This window comes from Dyadobacter sp. HNCC25DJ184, from assembly GCF_056895215.1.
The window spans coordinates 247,051-266,400 of record NZ_JBXHAQ010000004.1; the positions used below are offsets into that span (position 1 = coordinate 247,051).

Consider the following 19,350-nt stretch of genomic DNA (forward strand, 5'->3'; position numbering starts at 1 on the left):
TTTCCGCAACAGGAGCTTTCTCAATATATCAATTTAGTTTATTGAATTTCCAGTTCGAATTGTAATGGAGCATAGGGACCGATTTTATCTCCGGATCCTGTTGATTTGTATCCCAATTTTGAGGGGAATACGACGATCGCCTTTTCGCCTTTTCTCATTCTACGAACTGCGCGGTCAAACCCAGGGATCGCTGAGTTGGTTCCAGTCGTCATCGGATACACACCTTCATCAAACTTGGTATCATTTAGCAACTTGCCAATATACTTGACGCTGACAGATTTGCCCACTCCCAAGGTATCTCCGATAACAGTATTCGTTCTTATAATTACAAGATCATCAGAACTCCTCTCGGAAACAACAAACTGTTTTTTTGTTATAAAATCGTCAATTTGCTGGGGTTCTGTCCGGGTTTTCAACATTTGAACCTCAAATCGCATTGGAGCATATGCAGGAATGTTGTTATAATCTGAGCGATTTTCAAATGCCAGATAAAATGGAGACAGAATTGTATATTTCTCTCCCACCCGCATTTTTCTTACCGCAAGCTCCATCGCAGTCACTCCGATTGCCCGATACACACCGACTGGAAATGTAAAAGAAGAATCGTCCTTATAAGAAACCACCTTTGTGCCGTCTAGCAGGTAGCCAGTAAATTTAATAGTTGCTGCATCACCATCCTTTGCTTTTTGAGCACTTGGATTTGGCACTCTGTTGATGTAGTAAAATCCGCTCGAATCCCGCTGCGCTTCCGTTCCCTGAACATCCTTGCTGATAAATGCCTGAATATCGGTCTCATTCTTGGCAATCATTTCTTCATCACGATTCTCTTCCGTCTTCAAGCAAGATGACATGCCGGCTGCGATAGCCGTTACAAGACCAAATAATAAAAACTTACGCTTCATCTTTAAATAATAATTAATGGGTAACAATCTCTTTTATACCTGACTATTTCTTCTTCGAATTGGTTGTAATCGCTCCTGCAATTTCCTTCATTTTAATATTCTGGTAATACTTACAGAAAGATGTTAAAGGGCAAACACTACAACGTGGGGTTCGTGCCAAACAAATATAACGCCCATGTAAAATGAGCCAGTGATGCGCCTTGGGGACCAGGTCAGTAGGCACATGTTTCATAAGCTCTTTTTCAACGGCCAAAGGCGTGGTAGCCTTTTTTGATACAAGACCCAAACGATGGGAAACTCGAAAGACATGTGTATCAACAGCCATAGCTGGCTGGTTAAAAACCACAGAAGCAATAACATTGGCTGTCTTACGACCGACGCCCGGGAGTTTTTGCAGTTCTTCGATCGATGCAGGAATTTCGGAATTGAAATCTTCGACCAACATTCTCCCCAGGCCAACCAGATGTTTAGCTTTATTATTTGGATATGAAATGGATCGGATGTAAGTAAAAACTTCGTCGGAAGTTGAAAGAGCCAAAGCCTCCGGATCAGGATATCGTTCAAAAAGGGGGGGCGTTACGATGTTGACTCTCTTGTCCGTGCATTGCGCGGAAAGGACGACGGCCACAAGTAATTGATACGGATTTTCGTAGTGTAATTCTGTTTCCGGTTCTGGAAAATTAACGGTAAAATATTCCAGAAACCGAAAGTACCTCTCTTTTAATAGCATAGTTATAATAAGGTCTTCCTCACCTATGCATCAAAGATCACCAAATTGCAGATGGTCGGCAAATTTGGATAGAGAAAAAATTGGGGCAACATAAACCATAGTTTATATTGCCCCAATTTTTATTAATAAGAAAGTGCTTGTGCGACCTTATCGTATTCTTCAGAGTATTTCAAAATTCCAGAAACGGCTCTTTCCGAAGGTGTTTTTACAATTTTGCTCATTTGACTCTTTAAATTTACAGAATCAAGGTAGAAGCTCATCAAATCGTCATCGAGCGAAAGGGCTTCGATAATTAACAGATTCTCATTTTCTGTTGTCTCAGAATAAAGGTACCTAACAACGTCATCGTAAGTAAAAGTTCTTGTCATATTGCGGGGCATGTTGGTTGAATTGCTTACGCAGGTTAATTAACGCGTAACGCATTCTTCCCAATGCCGTATTGATACTCACGCCGGTGGCATCAGCAATTTCCTGAAAGCTCATGTCCTCATAATGGCGCATGATCAAGACCTGCTTTTGCACATCAGGCAGCCTCTGGATCATCTCCCTAAGCTGTTCATGTGTCTCCTGCCGAATTTGGATCGACTCTACGGAATCCTCCGCAAAATCCAACGTATTAAATACACTGCTTCCATCTTCGAACACTACATTGGGGTAGCGCTTATCACGTCTGAAATAATCAATGGCGAGGTTGTGTGCAATTCGTATAATCCAGGGCAAAAACTTGCCCTCGTCGTTATACCTGCCTGATTTTATTGTATCAACTGCTTTTATGAAAGAATCCTGCAACAGGTCCTCTGCAACATATTGATCCTTTACAATCAGGTAAATAGTGGTATAAATTCTTGACTTATGGCGCTGAACAAGCTTCTCAAATGCTTTCTCATTACCCTGAATATACAATGCAACTAGCTCACTGTCACTAACCAGGACTTTCTCCATTTTACTATTCGATTTAGTTAACGTAGAGCAGTGTATCGATATTGTTTCTCCTTTCTTTTTAAAGCGTAAAAGTTCAAAAATCCTTGTCAAAAAGAATTATACGAATCAAAGAAATAGGTTTGCATTTTCATTTGCAAATGTTCTGATCGCTTTTTTTTCTTTATTGTATCACATTAACAGATGTTAACAACAAAACATAATAATAGTTCATCTCGGGATGTCGACCAAATATTATATTCATATCGCTACAATTTATAGAACTAAATATATCCAGATACGTAATTTACGTCAAACTAGATTAAAAACGTCTAAAAATTGTTTAATCCGGGGTTTAATTCTCGGTTTTGAATACCTGATGATCATTTAGTAATATTACAAGAATGAAATACAAGCACATTTTTTTTGACCTTGACCACACACTTTGGGATTTCGAAAAAAACTCCACGGAGTCTCTTGACGAGATTTACTATGCTTGGTCACTGGAGAAGCACGGGATTGCCAGCGCAGTCCGTTTTATCGATACTTTCAAAAGAATCAACAATGGCCTTTGGGCTGCTTTCGATTTGGGCCATGTACCGCATGCCTACATAAGAGAAAACCGTTTCCGATTGGTATTTGAAGAGTTGGGAATTGAATGTCCGGACAACCACCTGCATCTTAACGAAGTATATCTTCAGATTTTGCCAACAAAAAAATACCTTCTGGATGGCGCCATGGATGTTTTGGAATATCTCTCCAACAAAGGGTATATCATGCATATTATCACAAACGGCTTCACGGAAGTGCAGTCACGAAAAATCGCTGCCTCGGGTATCGGACATTTTTTTGTGAATGTGGTAACCAATGAAATTGCCAACGCAAAAAAGCCGGATCCCAAGATTTTCGAATATGCGCTGCGGATTGCCAATGCCAGCAAAGAGTCATCCATCATGGTAGGCGACAACTGGGTTGCGGACGTAGAAGGCGCGCGGAAAGCTGGGATCGCCGCGGTATATTATAATCCGGCAAATCTGAAATTTGATGAGAAGCCAGACTATAACATACAACATCTCAACGAGTTAATGTGCATTCTGTAGTTGTAGACTTAATAGCTGAACAAGACAGGATTAAGTTCACTATCAGGTGTGGTTCCAACTTCCTTCGAAAGTAGCCATGTTTCCCAGTCTGCCTGTTGGTAAGAATTTCTGGGAGCCGTGATTTTTTGATCTGCATCTATATATATCATCGTCATGACCTTTCTTGGCTGACCTGATCTATTCGCACCTGCTCTGTGAAACAGCCAACCGGTATGAAAACTGACTTCGCCCAAATCAAAGGGTTCTTCGTTGATCTCAAACTGGGTTAATTGTTGGGCCATGAGGGCTTCGCTTTCATCACTAATTTCAACATCTCTGCCAATTTCAACGGTGTGACTTTTTTCAGCAAACGCCAATGGTCCCATTTCCAGACGTGTATCCTGAAGTGGAATCCAGACGGTGACGGTTTTGGGAGATGAGAGTGGCCAGTAAAACTGATCTGCATGCCATGGAGTAATACCGCCTGCTGATTCTTTATATAATGCCTGGTCGTGGTAGAGTCTCACTGCCTGAACTTCCAGTAAATCCGCGGCAATTTTTGCCAGTTTTTTTGAAAAAACAAAAGTCTTCGCCTCTTCATCTTCTCGCCACAGATTCATGATCTGAAGAAACGCCTTTTCATAAGTCGTTCTTTCTTCCATTGGCTTTTCAAGTTTATTCAGCTTGAAAACGAGATCAGTAATAATATCTCCGTAGTACTTCAATACTTCGGGACTTAATACATTTTTCAGCTTGATATACCCGTTCTCGTTAAAAAACGAGATATTTTCCTGGGTGATTTGATATTCTTCGGAAAGTTGATCCTCGAAACTGTGCAGCAATTTTTCCATATTTCTAAAGTGTTATGAAGCACTAAAGTACCTGTTTCCCTAAACCTACCTATCGGGGATTTTCACACAAAGACATCCGTTCAAAGATTCGCCTCCCGAAACGGCACCTTTTTCTCCTTCAGAAATTGTTTGATAATATCCACGTGAACGCACTGGCCCACATTCAGAAAAGGGTAATTGGACACTCTCTTCCGCTGCCCATCTGTAATAACTTCCCGATTGACCTGATCGAAACCCAAATGCAGGTGTCTCGTGGCACTTTGCATTCCATATACAATTCCGTTAGGGTCAAACAGTGGCCCGCCGCTCTGACCTCTAAGCCCAGGCGTACTCATTTCGATTCCCACTATTTGATTTCCTTCACCAATTCTACGGGTAATAATTCCATCAATCGGAAAACTTGGTGTATTGACCCTTCCCTTCCCTGTCCATTCAATATCGTTGCGCTCTTTATTAAAATGGTAGTTTGTGAATTCGGGGAAGGGATAGCCCAACCTACAAAGATATCTTCCCGGTTTGATTAGACTCGAGTCCTTCAAAAAGGTCGCATAGCCCCGATAATTAATGTTGTCAAAATCTTTGAACTGAATGATCGCCAAATCCTGAGACGGGTGCAGGTGTATAGAAAGGGATTTATGAGCGGTTACACAATTGTTAAAATTGGTTATTACGCGAATGACAGTTTCAGCATTGAGCTTATATTTCACCTCAAGCTTCTGCCTTTGGGAATGGAATCCCGGGTCACGCTCAAATGGCCTTAATTCGGCCTGGAATTTTAGAAAATGCTCATATATTCGGTTGGCATGCAAAATTTGCTGTGCAACGTGTCTGCAAGTAATCGCAAACCCATCCTCGTTTACAAAAAATAATGTGGCGGTCCCCGGAATAATATCACTTCCATTATAATAGCGGAGCACAAAATGTACGGGCCAGGTAAACTGATCAACTTTTTCAATTGCTTCGACAAACATATCGTAGTGCAGGGATATGTTATTTCGCGTTGATCGGAACTACGGCTTCAGTCTGATCCCAACTTAAAATCATATTGGCGCCTCCCTCTGTTTTTTCAAAATAGATGAGAAAAAACTCCTGGATGGTCTTCCTGACTCTGATGGAAACTTCACTTTTCATGATATTTTTTCCATCATTATAATCAGTACCCCATTGCCCCGTTTCGGAGTTTAAAATTACCTCCCAACTCCCCTGACCAGGAATTGTCCAAAGAGAGTATGTGCCGGCAGGCAGCGGTTTTCCAGCAAAAACAACATTATTATTGATCTCGATGACGGTAGCCTCGTTAGCTCCTGTCCGCCAAACTTTTCCGTAGGGGACAACCGCCTTATCCTGCTCTCGCCCAAAAATGAATCGATTCTTCTTTTTCGGCCTGCTATAATCAACCTTCACATCGAAATCCTCATTTTTAAATTCGGCATGCGATTCACGACTGAAAGACTTGGTATATCGCCTGACTCCATAGAAAGCAAGTGCGATAACAACAGCAGCAATAAAAAAGAAACGTAAATATTTATTCATGAACCGACCAGCGAGAGGATTAAGGATGTTAAATTGTTGCGCCCTGACTGTGAATCAAGGGCAGAAAATTTTATAAAAAGTATACGTTAACGAAAAGCGTATATAATAATATTTGTCAGTCAAAGCGGGATTACCTTGTAATGCCTTATTAGTCGACGTTGGTTCACCACCGAGGTTATCAATATAGTCTGTGAATGCCTTTCTCGTACCATATTCAAGGCCGATACCCCAAGGTCGTTTTATCTGATACTTGATACCGACACCGTAAGGCAACACAAGTGCATTGGTTTTATATGAACCTGTAATTACATCAGGCGTGAATTTCATCAAACCTATTCCCCCGAAAACATAAGGTGTCCAGTTTACTGCAAAGCGCCTTTCTTTAAAATCGAGGAAGTTATATTCAGCCACTGCGCTCCCCTCAAAAATTCTCGTACGAAAACCGAGGTTTCTTTGAAGCTGATATGGGTCTTTGCTATTACTATCTTTCGCTCCCACCAGTCCACCAGCAATTTCGGCCCGCACTGTAAACGCACTGTTGAAATTATATCGGAAGAACAAGCTACCGCCCGGCTTGATATTTCTAAACTGAAACGAAGGAGCGATATCTCCATTGTAATTGAAGCCACCGAGACCAACCCCCAACTCAACTTTCTGAGCGTTTACATTTTGTAAACCTGAAATCGTAAAGAGAATTCCAAAACAAAGAATTACAGCCCTTTGGCCTGCAATCATTTTAACAAATACCTTTTCCAATAGTAATATTCATCTATTTCAACGGGGGACATTTTATTTGAGAGGGGAGCATATAATGGACGGAAATCGTTCCGAACAGATAAGCGTCGTTTACTGATGGATTATTACCTCGGTACGTTCCAGCGCCTCCAAATCCTGTATTTGCCAAAGCTGTAAAGGGATCTGATGTATCCGTTCCAGGGTAATTGACGGCAAGGAAACTCGCTACGCCGGGAGTTCTGTCTTTGCCCTTTCTTGCACTCACTCTTTCCTGCGTCCTGTTGCTAAGGGCGAATGCCACAGGATCGTCCGTGAAAAGCGCGGGATCGGCGTATGATCCGGATACGTCATCCAAATAGTCTGTAAAAGTAAATCTAAAGCCTAACTCCGCCGATACATCAATTTTTGAATTGATTTTATATCGTACCCCTACGCCAACAGGAATAGCTAACTGAACAAGAGAATATGGTTTTGCATATCCCGGGTTTCCCTGCCCCTCCGTTCCCAGAGATTGCAGCTTTACCCAGTTTTTATCGCCCGTATCAAGATCGACATACAATGCCTTCGGATTATGCGCTACCAAAGCAATACCTCCAAACAAATATGCTCCCATTTGCGGCCGGCGATCATAACTCCGTCCATCGGGTGTTAATTTAAATATCCCTTGTAACGAAAACTCCTTTAGGTCATTTCTGAACTGAAGATTTCGGGCAAATAAAATATTGGATTGATGTTTATCATCGTCATTCATCGTGAAATCGTCCCCCGCAATTCTGGCCCATGTGAATGACGCTCTGGCCCCCAATCTTGGGGTGAAATATCTTGTATAATTAGCACTTATGTTCCACCTCATCATCTTGAAAGTGGAAGCGATCGGTCGACGGTATGGTGCCATGTCTCCGTAGTAATTGGAGGTACCTATGCCAAACCCCACAGTCGAGTATGGGATAAAAATACTTTTATACTGTGCGTGTGCAGATTCCGACAGCCCTGCAAGGGCGAAAATCGTCAGTAATTTCAAACATTGAAATACCCTTCTCCCTTCTGATTTTATAAACATCTTCGCATCCATTTTTTTTGCAAAAATAAAATAGTTGTTCAATTCCAACCAATCTATCTTCCATTCAACGTAATTCCTTTTCATTTATTTGTATCCTATTAACTTTTTAAGATACGCCTGCAAGGTATATAAGAGTGCCTTATTTCCTAAAAGTTATTTTTTCAGAGGTCGATCTTACGTCTTCGGACAAATGATACTATTTTTGTCAAAGTTCGTTATCATTGTGCAGCAAGTAAATTCATGACAATGATCTCGGCAACAAACCTTACTTTTTCATATTCTTCTCAGAAAAATTTCAATTTCCCTGATATCAACTGCGCCGACAATGAAACACTGCTCATCTTGGGTCAGTCGGGAAAAGGAAAAACTACTTTGCTGCACTTACTTGCACTGTTACTTAAACCTGCCAGCGGGAATATTCTGATTGATCAAACGAACACCACAAACGCATCCCCATCGGAGGTCGTAAAGGAAAGAGCTAAAAACATCGGAATTATATATCAAAAAGCCCATTTTGTCAGCTCTTTGACGGTTAAAGACAATCTGTATCTTTCCAATTACCTCGCAGGACAATCATTGAACAAATCGAAAGTTGAATATCTGGCCGATCATTTGGGATTTACAGAACACCTGAATAAAAAGCCCTCCCGATTAAGTCAGGGAGAGCAGCAGCGGGTAAGTATTGCAAGGGCTCTCATGAATACGCCGCGTGTTATACTGGCCGACGAACCTACCTCAAGCTTAGATGATTCCAATTGCTACAAAGTAATTGATTTGTTACGGACAGAATCTGCCGCAATCGGGGCAAGTTTATTGGTCGTTACACACGATCAGCGACTGAAAGATGTTTTTCCCAACCAAATTTTCCTTTAAGCAACAGGCCGTCAACACCATGAATATTTTAAAAATAAGTATTGCAAACCTTAAAGAAAAGAAGCTTAATAGTTTTTTAAGTGTCCTCTTGCTGACACTCGGGATAGGCATGATCTCATTGCTGCTTTTGCTTAATAAGCAGCTCGACGAACAGTTCAGAAAGAATATTAAAGGCATCGACATGGTAGTGGGTGCCAAAGGAAGTCCTTTACAGCTCATATTGAGCAGCATATACCAGATCGATGCACCGACTGGTAATATCCCTCTGGCGGAAGTTTCAAGATTAAAAATGAACCCTTTCGTGAAAACGATTATACCGCTTTCCATGGGTGATAACTATCACGGATTTCGGATACTGGGAACTCAACCTTCTTACATTCAGCATTTTCAGGCGAAGATTCAATCGGGCACATTGTTCCAGTCGCCAATGGAAGTTACGATTGGTAGTAAAGTCGCCCGGAACTCGGGTCTAAAAGTTGGTGATACTTTTGCGAGCTCACATGGCCTTGATGCGGAGGGCGATACGCATGGTGAAAAAAAATATAAAGTAACAGGAGTTTTCAAGCCCAACGGCTCGGTGGTTGACCAGTTAATCATCACCAGCCTGGAAAGTGTTTGGGATATTCACGAACACAAAGAAGTTGCCACAGCTCACCCAGAAGAAGAGGCAGGGCATGAAGAGCATGAAAAAGAAGTAACCAGCGCGTTAATCCAGTTCAGAAATCCAATGGGATTGTTAGCCTTACCGCGGCAAATTAATCAGAATACTTCCATGCAGGCAGCCTTGCCGAGCATTGAGATTAATCGTTTGTTTTCCTTGCTTGGCGTTGGAGTGGAAACCTTGCAGGCATTGGCACTCATTATTATCAGTATCGCGGGGATCAGTGTTTTCATATCGCTGTATAACTCTCTGAAAGACAGAAAATACGAAATGGCATTGATGGTATCGATGGGGGCTACCCGAACTAAATTGTTCTTCATGCTGCTGCTCGAAGGGATTATTTTGGCTATTACAGGATATCTACTCGGCGTTTTAATGGGCCGTATCGGACTTTTTCTTTTTTCCCGGGCAGCAGAACAGGACTTCCATTATTCCCTAAGCAATATGTCGCTATTACCTGAAGAGATATACCTGTTTGCAGCTGCTATATTGGTTGGAATTCTGGCTGCGCTCATTCCATCAATGGGTATCTACCGGCTTAATATATCCCGAACATTGGCAGAGGAATGATATTCTGCCTAAATTTGTAAGATTCTTAAACTCAGTATTAAAGAAAAGTAGAATTCATGAAAGCATTTCGCATATTCCTATCAGTTATTACGCTAGGTTCTTTACTGGCTTTCACTCCGGCGTCGGCCCCGGTTAAAGTAACTTGGGAGACCCTTCGGGATGTGACGTTCAAGAAAAAATGGTATCCTGAAGAGTCGATATATATGCTGCACCCGACCTTTGGGCCAAGCGTTCAGAAGCTGAAGAATCAACCGGTAAGTATTACGGGTTATGTGTTGCCAGTGGATCTGGATGCCAATCTATATGTGCTTTCTGCTTTTCCTTTCAGCGCCTGTTTCTTTTGTGGCGGTGCCGGACCTGAAACTGTAATGACGCTGAATTTCAAAAAGAAAGCACGAAAATTTAAAACTGATGAACGCTTAACGTTCACCGGAACACTGCAGCTGAATGCGGATGATATATACAAAATGAATTACATTCTGGACGACGCAGAGATTGCGGAATAATCAGACCCCCAATAACCTCCAGACTCCGGATACGAAGAACAAAACCAATCCCACCGGAGTCAATACTTTCCATCCCAAATACATCAACTGATCCACGCGCAGACGCGGCAGTGTCCATCTGGCCCACATCTGGACTAGAACTCCTGTCAGCGCTTTTCCAAGAAGCCATATAGCTCCGGTAAAATAACCGAACCAGGTACCGGGTGCTCCACTTGTCCAGTCTGCCAATTTTACGGGACCGATATTGGGAAAAGGCGTATTCCAGCTTCCCAGAAAAAGAATAGCTCCGAGAAGCGAGACCAGCAACATTAAACCATATTCAGAAAGCATAAACAAAGCCCATCTCATGCCCGAATATTCGGTATGAAAACCTGCTACAAGTTCTGATTCACCTTCCGGCAAATCAAAAGGTGCACGGTTACATTCGGCCAGCGTGGCGATAAAGAAGATGATATATGCAAAAAACAGAAACGGATTTCTAAATATATTCCACGACAAAAAGCCGCCGATTTCACGAACATCTACTCCCCATCTTTTGATATTGAAGAGATAAGTACTGTCGGTGCTATATATACCTTGCTGAAAGCTGATAACCTGCAAATCAAGCGTTTGCGTCAACATGATTACGCAAAGAATAGAAAGTCCCAATGGTATTTCATAGCTTACAATTTGCGCGACAGCGCGCATGGCACCGTAAAGAGCATATTTATTATTGGATCCCCAGCCTGCCATCAGGAGACCCATCACGTCAACGGAGACTATGGTTAGCAAGAAAAAAACCCCGACAGACGCAGCCGAGCCACCCAGATCTGGCGCAAGTGGCACCACTGCGAACCCAGCAAAAACAGATATGAAGACAACAATTGGCGCGATTAGAAACAACCTTCTGTCTGCTGCCTTCGGTACGATATCCTCCTTTTGAAGAAGCTTCAATAAGTCGGCGAAAAGCTGCAAAAGACCCCACTTACCCACTTCCATTGGGCCCATCCTATCCTGAATAAAAGCCGAAACTTTACGCTCGAGATATACACCGACTACAACAAAGCCTGGCACTGCCAACAGGAAGAAAAGAAGCGTGAAGGTCATTAAATTCAAAAAATGCTGAGCGTCAAACCAAAATATGGATTAAGACAAAAGTAGTTAAAAACTTAATCCTCTTCGTCCTTTTCGCCATTATATCCCGACTCCTCAAATAAATTCACTGCATTATCCATTGCCATCAGCTGTTGTAACGTCACATCAGGATGCTTGGCAACGTACACGTTTACAATCCTCCATCCTACCCAGCGACCAATCCCTCCCGGAACTTCATTTCCAATTTCAACAGTAAATGGCCGTTCTCCGATATATTTTTGTTTTTTTAGGTCGTTCTTTTCGTACAGCAACTTATTGGAAATAAAATAGCCCCATATCTCCTTCTGGCTATTATACGTCCTTCTCAAATTATCCGTCGAATATCCTGTAATCAAACTATCAGGGCAGGCAGGGATGATTTGTCTAACGAATTCAAAGCTTTTCCCGTAACCGATTATGTCCGCCAAAAGTGTTTTATCGCCCGGAATCATTTTGTTGTATCTACCCGAAATAAAAAACACAACCGACGGCACGATATATTCCTTTTGATATCGTCGAAGCTGATAATCAAACACATTGGGCCTGAAACGCGCCGTAGGGCCGCCAAAATAGTCCAGACCAATAACAATCAAAGAATCAGTGATAAGTAGATCATTTCCTGTAAATCCAGTCATAATGAACTTGACTTTCGGGATTTTAAAGGAAGGATATTTTTGTTGAATATTCTTGAACGCATCTGCCAGTGGATTGAGTATAGCAGTCTTTCTGTCCCCAATAATTGAATCGACCTGGCCACCAAATGCCCGGAATGCCTCGTTCTGAAGCACGTTGAAAAGATGCGGAGCTAGCTTAGCAGGCTCACCGGGAAAGTCAGTGAAATATGAGGTCTTTAAATATGGATTCTGATCCAGGATGTCCTGAACATCTTTAACCGATTTCGCCGCAAATAGTTTTTCATCCAGATTTTCAGCAGAAAGCTCTATTTTCGGCAACGAAGTCTCTTTATCTTCGCGATTGTTCGTCTTGCTGCACGAGCAAATCACGCCTGTCAGCAAAAGGAAGGATATTATTCTAAACATCAAAAGGATCTGTTAATGATCAAGGCTTCAAACTTACAAAAAAAACGCGTCAGCATATTGGGCTGCGGCTGGCTGGGTTTTCCGCTTGCTCAACGTTTAATTGCGGAAGATATTTCAAACATTGTGAAAGGAAGTACCACTACGCTCACCAATATCGAGAAATTTAATATCGCCGGAATTGAGCCGTTTTTGATTGATCTTCGCAAGGATTATTCGCTCGATGATGAGAAGATCAAAGATTTTTTCGATACGGATTTGTTAGTTATCGCAGTCCCACCGCGAAGTCAGCATAATGAGGATGGGTTTTATTCAAAAGCCATATACCGAACCTTACCTTTTATTCAACAATCTGATATTAAAGAAGTTATACATATCAGTTCGACAGGAGTATACCCCAACTCTGATATAATCTTAACCGAATCCGATGTCACCGAACCTGGCCAATCACCTTTGGCAGATATGGTGCTTGCAGAAAATCATATTCAATCTTTGGGTCCAAGAATCAGGACCTCCGTATTGCGCCTGGCTGGCTTACTTGGTTATCAACGAATTCCCGGGAGGTATGTGAAAGGAAAAAAGGATTTAACCTCAGGAGAAATTCCTGTCAATTACATCCATCGCGACGACGCGGTTGATATCATATGTCATATTATCCGACATGGCGTTCAGTCGGAAACCTTCAACGTGGTTGCTCCACTGCATCCAACACGAAGAGAAGTCTATATTAAAAACTGTGAAGACTTCGATTGGGAAGCCCCTACTTTCAAGGAACCGGAGACGCCGGAGGGTTTTAAGGTTATATCCGGCGAAAAGTTGGATATCTATTACAGCCCTACTTTTAAATATGCTAATCCTTTGGATTTCTTTTACCAACCTGAATAAACAAAGCCGGCTGGTTTGAACCAGCCGGCTTTGTTTATAGACGTCTTTCGTATCGGAAATGCTTCTTTTGCTTTGCTACTTCCTACTGTCCAAAAAGCTCCTGCAATTTGGCTTCCAGTGCTGGTCCCCTTAACCCTTTTGCAATGATTTTACCTTGTTTATCAAGCAAATAGGTTGCAGGTATAGCCTTTACCCCATATGACTGGGCTACGGCCGAGTTCCAATATTTCAAGTCAGATCCGTGCAGCCAGGTAAGGCCATCTTTTTCTATTGCTTTCTTCCATGCAACCGCGTCTTTGTCAAGTGACACCCCATATATCGAGAAGCCTTTGTCCTTATATTTTTCATATGTTTTCACCACATTTGGGTTCTCCTGACGGCAAGGGCCGCACCAAGAAGCCCAGAAATCGATCAAAACATATTGTCCTTTCAACGAAGAAAGCGTGAGTGGCTTACCTGTTGGATCATCCAATGTAAAATCAGGTGCCTGATCACCAACTGCCAACCCCGCTATTCTTTTAACTTGTCCAATAAATCCTTTGGCGATCGTTGGAGTCGGCGTAACTTTTTCGTAGTCTGCCGCCAATTTTTTGAGCGTTGCCAGATCCTGTTCCGGATTCAGAAAATTATTGACAGCCCATAAAGCAACCAGTGAAGTCCCCATTTCAGGCACCAGCTTTCTTAACTCATCGGTTCTCAGCTGCTCTGCTTTTGCATATTCAGTTTGAATTCTCTGAATGGTCTTGGTGTCCTTTTTCGCTTCCGCTGCAGTATACTCTTCATTCCACTTCGTCACTTTACCTGAAAAATCCACCATTAGCGCGTCTACTTTGGCATAATACTCCATGTTTTTCGAGCCAGTAACGGCTGGTCTGGTATTATTAGCAGCAAAAACCTGAAGCGTTTCGCCACCTTCTGACAAAAGTACAACACGCTGTGACTCAGCAATTGTCAAAGTATAAAATGTTCCCCGATCTGTCTCTTTGGTTTTCAAAACAAAACTACCATCAGTTCCGGTTGTCGTCGAGTCAATATTCATTGATCCACCAGTTGAGATGGTCTTCGCCAAAACGACTTTCGAGCCTTTCGGCAAACCAGCTGTTTTGCCGTCTATCACCAATTCTTTCGGCTCAAGATCCCCTTGAGCTCGAGCTATCCCGGCACATAAGCCTAGTAAGAAAATGGCGAAATTTCTGATTGATGATATTTTCATACGAACCTGGTTTTGCTTCAATAGTGTGATTTTATAAGCTCTTTGCCAGCAACTGATTAACCAGTTTAGGATCAGCCGTTCCGTTCGAACGTTTCATGACCTCTCCCACAAAAAGCCCCATTAATCCCTTTTTTCCTTTCTGATACGCCGTTACCTTATCTGGCATCGCGGCAAGTACTTCCATTATCAACGTTTCCAGCTCGTCCGTATTGCTATTTTGGACCCAGTTGTTTTCAACAGCGATCTCCTTCGGCGATTTACCAGCATCGGCAAGCATTACCGGGAATATCTTTTGGGCAGCAATAGAATGGCTTACCAAACCTGATTCGTTCAATTCAATTAATTCCGCCAGCGCAGCTGCCGATATTGGAAACTTCAATATATCTCCGTCGTGCTCATTCAAGTAAGATTTTACTGGCCCCATCAACCAATTGGAAGCGGCTTTGTAAGAAGCAGTGAGTCCGCAAACAGCCTCAAAATAGGCTGCCAATTCTTTCGTATCTGTAAGTACCCACGCATCATATGCAGGAACTCCATAAACCGAAGTAAATTTCTCACGAAGCTCACTCGGAAGTGCTGGCATACTTGCCTTAATTTCTTCCAACCATTGATCAGACACAACCACAGGAGCCAAATCCGGATCTGGGAAATAGCGATAATCATTCATCGTTTCCTTCACCCTCATGCCATATGTCTCACCTGTTTCCACATCAAACATACGCGTTTCCTGAAAAAGCGGATCACCGTTTTCGAGCGCAGTAATCTGCCTTCTACTCTCAAAATGGATTGCTTTCATCATATTCCGGATAGAGTTCATGTTTTTGATCTCCACCTTCGTACCCAGTTGCTCGCTCCCTTTTTTCCGGATAGAAACATTGACGTCAGCCCTCAACGAACCCTCCTCCATATTACCGTCGCTTACGTCGAGATACCTTACCAATCGTCTGATTTCCGTCACAAAAGCTGCTGTCTCTTCGGCAGACCTAAGATCAGGCTCTGATACCATTTCGATTAATGGCGTACCTGCCCGGTTGTAATCAAGCATCGTATCAGTATCACTTCCGTCGTGTACTGATTTTCCTGCATCTTCCTCTAAATGAATATGATGGAAACGAATATGACGGTCTGCAACTTGTCCGTCAGCGCCTTTTGCAGATATATTCACGCCGCCATCCAAACATATCGGATGTTTGTCCTGAGATATCTGATATCCCTTCGGAAGATCCGGATAAAAGTAATTTTTCCTGTCAAACGTCGACCTTTGGTTGATGGTGCAACCGCAGGCCAATCCCATTTTTATGGCATATTCAATTGCTTTCTTGTTAACCTTTGGCAACGTACCCGGCAACGCCAATGTAAGAGGACCAATGTTTGTATTTGGCTCGACACCAAACATATTCAGGTCTCTTGTAAATAATTTCGACTCCGTTTGTAACTGACAATGCACTTCAAGACCGATTACCGTTTCGTATCCGGCCATTATTTCATCTGTTAATTCTATTGGAGTGAGCACGTTCTGCGTCATATTTCTAAACAAATAATAAATGCAAAGATACAAATACGGGTCGTCCATAACATGAACGACCCGTATTTTCTCCAATTTCTATATTTCTTAGAGCGAGTTGATCCAATTTGCGATCACTACAATATCCGCTTTCGGGACGTGTGCAAGTGGTGCCATTGGAGGATAACCAGGCCAGTGCTCTGGCTTTGGGTTGTGCACCAGTTCCACAATCTGGTCTGCTGTATATTTCTTCTTGGCAACTTCCGAGTAAGCCGGCCCGATCAATTTATCATACGCCTGGTGGCAAGCGAAACATGTATGCTTGTTCAATAACGCCGAAACATCCGCAGGCACAGGCTTTTTAACAGGTTTTGCATCAGCCGGTGCTGCCGCTGTTGCCGAAGTATCGCCCGCCGCAGCTGCAGCAGGAGCTGCTTCAACCGGAGCTTTGGCTGCCGCTTCAGCGTCCGTTTTCCTTTCGTTCTGAATTTCTACGAGTGCCGCTTCCTCTCTGGCTTTGCTGCCTGAGCCATAGTAGGTATCATACTTTTCACGATCCTCTTTTGAGGAGCAACCTATCCAAACTGAGGCTACCAGCGCTATTACTGCTAAAGAGGTACTTTTTTTAAGAGTCATTTCGATTAATTTTTTAAGAATTTCCGCCAGATTATCCTTTGAGAAGGTAAATCACCACGAAGAAAGTAAGTTTGAATTAAATTTCCTCGCAATAGTTCAAATAATAGTACATCAAATGGTAACAATATTTCCCAAAACGTTCTGTAACCCATTTTGTCAGACTGTCATTTGCCTGAATAATCTTGTTGTCCGCAATACACGAATATCCCTGAAAAAATTATTCAGGAAAAATAAAACTCATAATTTGCTAATAATCCGAAAGTTATTACCTTTGCAGTCCTATTTGTAAAAACGATGTAAAGCAATGGCTAAGAAAGGCAATAGAGTTCAGGTAATTTTGGAATGCACCGAGCAAAAAGAATCAGGTGTTCCAGGCATGTCCCGTTATGTGACTACTAAGAATCGTAAAAATACTCCAGGACGTATGGAATTGAAAAAATTCAACTCGTTTCTGAGAAAATATACTCTTCACAAAGAGATTAAATAGTACATTGAAATTCGCTGTTTCTGAGAGGCAGTATTATTTCTGTACCGGACAACTTATTAACATACAACATATTAAAGATATACAGACATGGCAAAGAAAGTAGTTGCTACCCTGAAAAAAGAAGGCGGTAAATCATTTGCCAAAGTGATTAAAGCCGTAAGATCTCCTAAGACAGGTGCTTACACCTTCAAAGAAGAAATCGTACCTCTTGATGGCGTACAGGGAGCTTTGAAAAACTAAGGTTTAGCCAACCTGACATTTTAAAGTTTTTACTTTGAATTGAAGAAAGTCCCTTGTCGGGACTTTTTTTGTTATATTTTTGGATAAAAATATTATCTGTTTTTTTAGCAAAAAATCGATAGTATAAGGCAGTTGCCTGTATTACGGCTTTACCCCATACACTTGATTATGAGTTTATTTGGTTTTTTTTCAAAAGAGAAAAAGGAAACATTAGATAAAGGGCTTGAGAAAACCAAAGAGAGTTTCTTTGGTAAGCTTTCAAAGGCCATTATTGGAAAAACTACAATCGATGAGGATGTACTCGACGAATTGGAGGATATCCTTGTCAGCTCAGATGTTGGGGTAGAAACTACCGTAAAAATTATCAAGAGAATCGAAGAGCGAGTTGCCCGTGATAAGTATGCTACCGCCTCGGAACTAGACAAAATGCTCCGCGAAGAAATTGCTGAACTATTGACCGAAAACAAATCGGTTGATATCGTCGACAGTTTCGAAACCCAACACCTACCAAAGCCTTATGTGATTATGGTTGTGGGAGTTAACGGAGTAGGAAAGACTACAACTATTGGAAAATTAGCACACCAATTTCAGCAACGGGGGCATAAAGTTGTTCTCGGTGCGGCAGATACATTCCGTGCAGCAGCAGTAGAACAGTTGAAATTATGGGGTCAACGCGTGAACGTCCCTGTTATTGAACACGGAATGAATACGGATCCTTCTGCCGTGGCTTTCGATGCGCTCAAAAAAGGTGTTGAAATCGGTGCGGATGTGATTATCATTGATACTGCCGGACGACTTCATACGAAAGTCAACCTGATGAACGAACTCTCCAAAATCAAGAGGGTAATGCAAAAAGTTTTACCCGAATCTCCGCACGAAGTATTACTGGTTTTAGATGGAAGCACCGGACAAAATGCTGTTATTCAGGCTCGTGAGTTCACAAAGGTTACCGAAATCACAGCACTGGCGATTACCAAACTGGACGGCACAGCCAAAGGTGGCGTTGTAATCGGTATTTCTGACGAATTCAAAATTCCTGTAAAGTATATCGGTGTAGGCGAGAAAATGGATGATTTACAGGTTTTCGATCGCTCGGAGTTTGTGGATTCTTTGTTTAAGAAAATCAGTTAAAAATGACTGCTTGGGAACAATTTGTTCTTGTCGCTTTTATTCTCGGAACTATATGCGCACCATTTGTTCTTATGGTCATCGCAGGACTCAGGGAGAGCCGTCAAACTTATCAGGTCGTTTACAAATCCACTGCATTACGATCAACCTGGAAAGACTATTTCGTGTCCTTTGATATACTGTTTGGTCTCATTTTTATGAGCTTCGGTATCATGTCGACATGCCTGATGTTTAGCCCAAAAATGGCAACATCTGATAGCAATATCTGGTTTGGATATCTGATGCTCCATCGGCCTGGCTTGCTTGTGTTTTTCTTTCCCTTTATACATTTTTTACCTGTATAACAATTACTGGCCCTACACAAAAGATGTGGAAATATCATTCGATCCAAAACAGAAAGTGGTTTCCATCAATACAAGGTCGTTCGTGTATCTGCTAAAAGATGGTGATATCAGCTTTGTTGAAGAGCATACCAACGGCAACTTTAAAATGCCTTTCTCCTTTTATCGTTTCCATATCAACAACGCTCCCGAACTCATACTCACCAGCAAAATGCCGGGCGTCATGGGAATTTTTGAATATTTCAAGAACATTCCTAATGACCGTTACGTGCGCTGGATTCCTTCCATTCATTAATTTCGATATTCTCCCATTTTTTCACGATCTTTGCAGCCCCGTTTTACGGCTCT

At 42.1% G+C, this 19,350-nt stretch carries 24 protein-coding genes; 10 read left to right on the forward strand and 14 right to left on the reverse strand.

What is annotated here, in order from left to right; genetic code table 11:
* Window positions 1-38 precede the first annotated feature (38 nt).
* The 4 genes from AC1XUD_RS07995 to AC1XUD_RS08010 all read right to left on the reverse strand — a co-directional run bounded on the left by AC1XUD_RS07995 (window position 39) and on the right by AC1XUD_RS08010 (window position 2,574).
* Window positions 39-902: an FKBP-type peptidyl-prolyl cis-trans isomerase gene (locus AC1XUD_RS07995; RefSeq protein WP_483360447.1), complete on the reverse strand. Its 864-nt coding sequence runs from the start codon at window positions 900-902 to the stop codon at window positions 39-41.
* Window positions 903-945: 43 nt separating this feature from the next.
* Window positions 946-1,632 (reverse strand): endonuclease III, encoded by a 687-nt coding sequence (nth, locus tag AC1XUD_RS08000; RefSeq protein WP_483360448.1) that lies wholly within the window; start codon window positions 1,630-1,632, stop codon window positions 946-948.
* Window positions 1,633-1,754: 122 nt separating this feature from the next.
* The gene (locus AC1XUD_RS08005) at window positions 1,755-2,000 is read right to left on the reverse strand and encodes a hypothetical protein (RefSeq protein WP_483360449.1); all 246 of its coding nucleotides are present in this window, start codon (window positions 1,998-2,000) and stop codon (window positions 1,755-1,757) included.
* Window positions 1,975-2,574 (reverse strand): RNA polymerase sigma factor, encoded by a 600-nt coding sequence (locus AC1XUD_RS08010; RefSeq protein ID WP_483360450.1) that lies wholly within the window; start codon window positions 2,572-2,574, stop codon window positions 1,975-1,977. Before AC1XUD_RS08010 ends, AC1XUD_RS08005 begins: the two co-directional genes overlap by 26 nt.
* A gap of 380 nt (window positions 2,575-2,954) precedes the next feature.
* Between AC1XUD_RS08010 and AC1XUD_RS08015 the strand changes: the two genes are divergently transcribed.
* Entirely contained in the window at window positions 2,955-3,650 is a 696-nt protein-coding gene (locus AC1XUD_RS08015; protein WP_483360451.1) for a YjjG family noncanonical pyrimidine nucleotidase, read from the forward strand.
* 8 nt (window positions 3,651-3,658) lie between these two features.
* Here AC1XUD_RS08015 and AC1XUD_RS08020 read toward each other — a convergent pair whose 3' ends face one another.
* The 5 genes from AC1XUD_RS08020 to AC1XUD_RS08040 form a co-directional block, all read right to left on the reverse strand.
* Window positions 3,659-4,480, reverse strand: coding sequence for a phytanoyl-CoA dioxygenase family protein (locus AC1XUD_RS08020; protein WP_483360452.1), 822 nt, complete (start codon window positions 4,478-4,480; stop codon window positions 3,659-3,661).
* Between the two features lie 80 nt (window positions 4,481-4,560).
* Window positions 4,561-5,451, reverse strand: coding sequence for a trypsin-like peptidase domain-containing protein (locus AC1XUD_RS08025; RefSeq protein ID WP_483360453.1), 891 nt, complete (start codon window positions 5,449-5,451; stop codon window positions 4,561-4,563).
* A 19-nt stretch (window positions 5,452-5,470) separates the two neighbouring features.
* Window positions 5,471-6,013 carry a DUF2911 domain-containing protein gene (locus AC1XUD_RS08030; RefSeq protein ID WP_483360454.1) on the reverse strand — a complete coding sequence of 181 codons (543 nt, stop codon included), beginning with the start codon at window positions 6,011-6,013 and terminating at the stop codon, window positions 5,471-5,473.
* 54 nt (window positions 6,014-6,067) lie between these two features.
* Window positions 6,068-6,748, reverse strand: coding sequence for a type IX secretion system protein PorG (gene porG, locus AC1XUD_RS08035; RefSeq protein WP_483360455.1), 681 nt, complete (start codon window positions 6,746-6,748; stop codon window positions 6,068-6,070).
* Between the two features lie 34 nt (window positions 6,749-6,782).
* Window positions 6,783-7,892 carry a DUF6089 family protein gene (locus tag AC1XUD_RS08040; RefSeq protein WP_483360456.1) on the reverse strand — a complete coding sequence of 370 codons (1,110 nt, stop codon included), beginning with the start codon at window positions 7,890-7,892 and terminating at the stop codon, window positions 6,783-6,785.
* Window positions 7,893-8,054: 162 nt separating this feature from the next.
* Here AC1XUD_RS08040 and AC1XUD_RS08045 point away from each other — a divergent pair, with 162 nt between their 5' ends.
* From AC1XUD_RS08045 to AC1XUD_RS08055, 3 genes are read left to right on the forward strand one after another with little or no spacing between them, the layout of a single operon-like run.
* Window positions 8,055-8,681 (forward strand): ABC transporter ATP-binding protein, encoded by a 627-nt coding sequence (locus AC1XUD_RS08045; RefSeq protein WP_483360457.1) that lies wholly within the window; start codon window positions 8,055-8,057, stop codon window positions 8,679-8,681.
* 19 nt (window positions 8,682-8,700) lie between these two features.
* On the forward strand, window positions 8,701-9,912 hold the full coding sequence (locus AC1XUD_RS08050; protein ID WP_483360458.1) for an ABC transporter permease: 1,212 nt from the start codon (window positions 8,701-8,703) through the stop codon (window positions 9,910-9,912).
* 56 nt (window positions 9,913-9,968) lie between these two features.
* Window positions 9,969-10,418 (forward strand): YEATS domain-containing protein, encoded by a 450-nt coding sequence (locus tag AC1XUD_RS08055; RefSeq protein ID WP_483360459.1) that lies wholly within the window; start codon window positions 9,969-9,971, stop codon window positions 10,416-10,418.
* Here AC1XUD_RS08055 and AC1XUD_RS08060 read toward each other — a convergent pair whose 3' ends face one another.
* Together AC1XUD_RS08060 and AC1XUD_RS08065 are read right to left on the reverse strand one after the other, a co-directional pair.
* The gene (locus AC1XUD_RS08060; protein ID WP_483360460.1) at window positions 10,419-11,504 is read right to left on the reverse strand and encodes a complex I subunit 1/NuoH family protein; all 1,086 of its coding nucleotides are present in this window, start codon (window positions 11,502-11,504) and stop codon (window positions 10,419-10,421) included. It lies immediately after the preceding gene.
* 62 nt (window positions 11,505-11,566) lie between these two features.
* Entirely contained in the window at window positions 11,567-12,571 is a 1,005-nt protein-coding gene (locus tag AC1XUD_RS08065; RefSeq protein WP_483360461.1) for a gliding motility protein GldB-related protein, read from the reverse strand.
* 15 nt (window positions 12,572-12,586) lie between these two features.
* Between AC1XUD_RS08065 and AC1XUD_RS08070 the strand changes: the two genes are divergently transcribed.
* Window positions 12,587-13,453, forward strand: coding sequence for a Rossmann-fold NAD(P)-binding domain-containing protein (locus AC1XUD_RS08070; RefSeq protein ID WP_483360462.1), 867 nt, complete (start codon window positions 12,587-12,589; stop codon window positions 13,451-13,453).
* An 82-nt stretch (window positions 13,454-13,535) separates the two neighbouring features.
* Here AC1XUD_RS08070 and AC1XUD_RS08075 read toward each other — a convergent pair whose 3' ends face one another.
* From AC1XUD_RS08075 to AC1XUD_RS08085, 3 genes are all read right to left on the reverse strand, one after another.
* Window positions 13,536-14,666 carry a redoxin family protein gene (locus AC1XUD_RS08075; RefSeq protein ID WP_483360463.1) on the reverse strand — a complete coding sequence of 377 codons (1,131 nt, stop codon included), beginning with the start codon at window positions 14,664-14,666 and terminating at the stop codon, window positions 13,536-13,538.
* Window positions 14,667-14,697: 31 nt separating this feature from the next.
* On the reverse strand, window positions 14,698-16,191 hold the full coding sequence (gene gatB / locus AC1XUD_RS08080) for an Asp-tRNA(Asn)/Glu-tRNA(Gln) amidotransferase subunit GatB (RefSeq protein WP_483360464.1): 1,494 nt from the start codon (window positions 16,189-16,191) through the stop codon (window positions 14,698-14,700).
* Between the two features lie 87 nt (window positions 16,192-16,278).
* Window positions 16,279-16,806 carry a c-type cytochrome gene (locus AC1XUD_RS08085; RefSeq protein ID WP_483360465.1) on the reverse strand — a complete coding sequence of 176 codons (528 nt, stop codon included), beginning with the start codon at window positions 16,804-16,806 and terminating at the stop codon, window positions 16,279-16,281.
* Between the two features lie 304 nt (window positions 16,807-17,110).
* Here AC1XUD_RS08085 and rpmG point away from each other — a divergent pair, with 304 nt between their 5' ends.
* From rpmG to AC1XUD_RS08110, 5 genes are all read left to right on the forward strand, one after another.
* Window positions 17,111-17,293 (forward strand): 50S ribosomal protein L33, encoded by a 183-nt coding sequence (rpmG, locus tag AC1XUD_RS08090; RefSeq protein WP_483360466.1) that lies wholly within the window; start codon window positions 17,111-17,113, stop codon window positions 17,291-17,293.
* Window positions 17,294-17,380: 87 nt separating this feature from the next.
* Window positions 17,381-17,533, forward strand: a complete 153-nt coding sequence (locus AC1XUD_RS08095; protein WP_149639761.1) for a DUF4295 domain-containing protein — start codon at window positions 17,381-17,383, stop codon at window positions 17,531-17,533.
* A 168-nt stretch (window positions 17,534-17,701) separates the two neighbouring features.
* Window positions 17,702-18,664: a signal recognition particle-docking protein FtsY gene (ftsY, locus tag AC1XUD_RS08100; protein WP_483360467.1), complete on the forward strand. Its 963-nt coding sequence runs from the start codon at window positions 17,702-17,704 to the stop codon at window positions 18,662-18,664.
* A gap of 2 nt (window positions 18,665-18,666) precedes the next feature.
* On the forward strand, window positions 18,667-19,005 hold the full coding sequence (locus AC1XUD_RS08105) for a hypothetical protein (protein ID WP_483360468.1): 339 nt from the start codon (window positions 18,667-18,669) through the stop codon (window positions 19,003-19,005).
* A gap of 25 nt (window positions 19,006-19,030) precedes the next feature.
* The gene (locus AC1XUD_RS08110) at window positions 19,031-19,297 is read left to right on the forward strand and encodes a hypothetical protein (protein WP_483360469.1); all 267 of its coding nucleotides are present in this window, start codon (window positions 19,031-19,033) and stop codon (window positions 19,295-19,297) included.
* The last annotated feature ends 53 nt before the right edge of the window (window positions 19,298-19,350 follow it).

Bases quoted from the DNA above. Each gene is read 5' to 3' on its own strand.
- AC1XUD_RS07995 (WP_483360447.1), bottom strand. From the start codon at position 902: ATGAAGCGTAAGTTTTTATTATTTGGTCTTGTAACGGCTATCGCAGCC.
- nth (WP_483360448.1), bottom strand. From the start codon at position 1,632: ATGCTATTAAAAGAGAGGTACTTTCGGTTTCTGGAATATTTTACCGTT.
- AC1XUD_RS08005 (WP_483360449.1), bottom strand. From the start codon at position 2,000: ATGACAAGAACTTTTACTTACGATGACGTTGTTAGGTACCTTTATTCT.
- AC1XUD_RS08010 (WP_483360450.1), bottom strand. From the start codon at position 2,574: ATGGAGAAAGTCCTGGTTAGTGACAGTGAGCTAGTTGCATTGTATATT.
- AC1XUD_RS08015 (WP_483360451.1), top strand. From the start codon at position 2,955: ATGAAATACAAGCACATTTTTTTTGACCTTGACCACACACTTTGGGAT.
- AC1XUD_RS08020 (WP_483360452.1), bottom strand. From the start codon at position 4,480: ATGGAAAAATTGCTGCACAGTTTCGAGGATCAACTTTCCGAAGAATAT.
- AC1XUD_RS08025 (WP_483360453.1), bottom strand. From the start codon at position 5,451: ATGTTTGTCGAAGCAATTGAAAAAGTTGATCAGTTTACCTGGCCCGTA.
- AC1XUD_RS08030 (WP_483360454.1), bottom strand. From the start codon at position 6,013: ATGAATAAATATTTACGTTTCTTTTTTATTGCTGCTGTTGTTATCGCA.
- porG (WP_483360455.1), bottom strand. From the start codon at position 6,748: ATGATTGCAGGCCAAAGGGCTGTAATTCTTTGTTTTGGAATTCTCTTT.
- AC1XUD_RS08040 (WP_483360456.1), bottom strand. From the start codon at position 7,892: ATGAAAAGGAATTACGTTGAATGGAAGATAGATTGGTTGGAATTGAAC.
- AC1XUD_RS08045 (WP_483360457.1), top strand. From the start codon at position 8,055: ATGATCTCGGCAACAAACCTTACTTTTTCATATTCTTCTCAGAAAAAT.
- AC1XUD_RS08050 (WP_483360458.1), top strand. From the start codon at position 8,701: ATGAATATTTTAAAAATAAGTATTGCAAACCTTAAAGAAAAGAAGCTT.
- AC1XUD_RS08055 (WP_483360459.1), top strand. From the start codon at position 9,969: ATGAAAGCATTTCGCATATTCCTATCAGTTATTACGCTAGGTTCTTTA.
- AC1XUD_RS08060 (WP_483360460.1), bottom strand. From the start codon at position 11,504: ATGACCTTCACGCTTCTTTTCTTCCTGTTGGCAGTGCCAGGCTTTGTT.
- AC1XUD_RS08065 (WP_483360461.1), bottom strand. From the start codon at position 12,571: ATGTTTAGAATAATATCCTTCCTTTTGCTGACAGGCGTGATTTGCTCG.
- AC1XUD_RS08070 (WP_483360462.1), top strand. From the start codon at position 12,587: ATGATCAAGGCTTCAAACTTACAAAAAAAACGCGTCAGCATATTGGGC.
- AC1XUD_RS08075 (WP_483360463.1), bottom strand. From the start codon at position 14,666: ATGAAAATATCATCAATCAGAAATTTCGCCATTTTCTTACTAGGCTTA.
- gatB (WP_483360464.1), bottom strand. From the start codon at position 16,191: ATGACGCAGAACGTGCTCACTCCAATAGAATTAACAGATGAAATAATG.
- AC1XUD_RS08085 (WP_483360465.1), bottom strand. From the start codon at position 16,806: ATGACTCTTAAAAAAAGTACCTCTTTAGCAGTAATAGCGCTGGTAGCC.
- rpmG (WP_483360466.1), top strand. From the start codon at position 17,111: ATGGCTAAGAAAGGCAATAGAGTTCAGGTAATTTTGGAATGCACCGAG.
- AC1XUD_RS08095 (WP_149639761.1), top strand. From the start codon at position 17,381: ATGGCAAAGAAAGTAGTTGCTACCCTGAAAAAAGAAGGCGGTAAATCA.
- ftsY (WP_483360467.1), top strand. From the start codon at position 17,702: ATGAGTTTATTTGGTTTTTTTTCAAAAGAGAAAAAGGAAACATTAGAT.
- AC1XUD_RS08105 (WP_483360468.1), top strand. From the start codon at position 18,667: ATGACTGCTTGGGAACAATTTGTTCTTGTCGCTTTTATTCTCGGAACT.